Genomic DNA, 1,523 nt, shown 5'->3' on the forward strand with positions numbered 1-1,523 from the left:
ATATTTTGGTGTCAATTTGGTGCCATTAATGACCAAAAAGATACCTTTTCTGATAATCTTTGAACTTGGAAAACTTCGATATATAGGGTCTTTTAGGGTATATAGAGGTCTATAAAATGGTTTCCAGTATCCGGAGCCACTCTTTAAGTATCCCCAAAAAAAACTTTTATTTCAAACCTAAATATAAAAACAGTGTTCCCAACACGTTATAAAATGCAATAAAGTTAGTTCAAATATTCTATCTCTCCTTCCCATACTCTTATCCTATTTCTTGTATCATACAGTTGTTTTAAAATATTTGTTTATGTTATAGAAGATCGTCATTGTGTGTTACATTACAGTATGCATTCCCATGTAAAACGTGGGAAAGAAAATAATTCAGGCTTTTTATTAGGAGGGCGGTAATGAGTATAGGTAAAAAGATATTTTTAACGATCTTTGGATTACTGGTCGCAGCCGTAACGGCATTCAATATAGCAGACTATATGTACTGTTCCTATGATAAAAAAGTAAAAGAAGTGGCTTTTCCTTTGGCGACAGCCATCATCGAACATATAGAAAACAGTGGCATACCTCACTCTTTGAAAGATATTTCTGGAATGCCATATGAATTAAATGATTGCAATAAGACATTTTATGAAGAAAAAGGGCGCGATGACATCATGATAGAAGAGAGGGAAAATTGTTCTTTGAATGTCGATGATAAAACCTATGATGTAAAAATTGTGAATTCATATAATGATGTTAAGACATATCATGTTATTGACATATCGATTAAACAATATAAAACAAAATTTAAATACAGCATCAGATATGACCGTAAAACAAAAAAGTGGAATTATGAGCACTATCCATTGGCCAATGTCTATTTTGACTGGGATTGTTGGGTTTGCGACCCCAAATTATTTAGATTAACAAATTAGGGGTTTCATGATGAAAAGTAGAATTTTAGTCAGACTGATTTTGATACTGATGACGATATCGGTACTTAGTCATGCCTGGGAAGTAAATACACACAGGCTGATCGATAGGAAAGCATCGAACCTTTCAACTAACCTTGGAGAGTTTCTGACTAATGCTCAGATAAATGCACAGAATGGATTTGATGACAGGTATTTGTATTATACGAGGGATTGAATCTCCAAAGTCATAAAAAATGAAGATTCAACCGCGGGGTGTAATGTAGAGGAATTCTAACTACATACATTCTCTATAGTTAAAATTTCGTATTCTATTGTCCGGTATCTCTGACTCGCCCTTTTTATCTATCATATACACATAAAAGTCATCTACGCGGTTCCCTTTTTTATCTTCTTGGAGGTACTCAACGACATAGTTTTTATTTTTTTGTGGTTTTAATACGAAATCCGTAGAGTGCATCACTGTAGTGCCTCCGCTCACAGAAGGAGTGAAAGTTACTTTTACCATCAAAGGCGTCTCAGCCGGTATTTTATACGCTTTGCTTTCTTCATTTGTCTTTGTATAGACATAACCGAGTCCAACCATATTATTGCACCCCTTTG

At 34.4% G+C, this 1,523-nt stretch carries 3 protein-coding genes; 2 read left to right on the forward strand and 1 reads right to left on the reverse strand.

From position 1 onward, the window contains the following. Positions 1-404 precede the first annotated feature (404 nt). Positions 405-923 carry a hypothetical protein gene (locus ABYK33_RS15790; RefSeq protein ID WP_373034275.1) on the forward strand — a complete coding sequence of 173 codons (519 nt, stop codon included), beginning with the start codon at positions 405-407 and terminating at the stop codon, positions 921-923. A 10-nt stretch (positions 924-933) separates the two neighbouring features. Further along, on the forward strand, positions 934-1,137 hold the full coding sequence (locus ABYK33_RS15795; protein WP_373034276.1) for a hypothetical protein: 204 nt from the start codon (positions 934-936) through the stop codon (positions 1,135-1,137). 60 nt (positions 1,138-1,197) lie between these two features. Here ABYK33_RS15795 and ABYK33_RS15800 read toward each other — a convergent pair. Next, positions 1,198-1,523: hypothetical protein (locus tag ABYK33_RS15800; RefSeq protein WP_373034277.1), on the reverse strand; the 326-nt coding region annotated here is incomplete at its 5' end.

Origin of the sequence: Sulfurovum sp., assembly GCF_041562805.1 — a bacterium.
In the GTDB taxonomy this organism is placed as follows: domain Bacteria; phylum Campylobacterota; class Campylobacteria; order Campylobacterales; family Sulfurovaceae; genus Sulfurovum.

Bases quoted from the DNA above. Each gene is read 5' to 3' on its own strand.
- ABYK33_RS15790 (WP_373034275.1), top strand. From the start codon at position 405: ATGAGTATAGGTAAAAAGATATTTTTAACGATCTTTGGATTACTGGTC.
- ABYK33_RS15795 (WP_373034276.1), top strand. From the start codon at position 934: ATGAAAAGTAGAATTTTAGTCAGACTGATTTTGATACTGATGACGATA.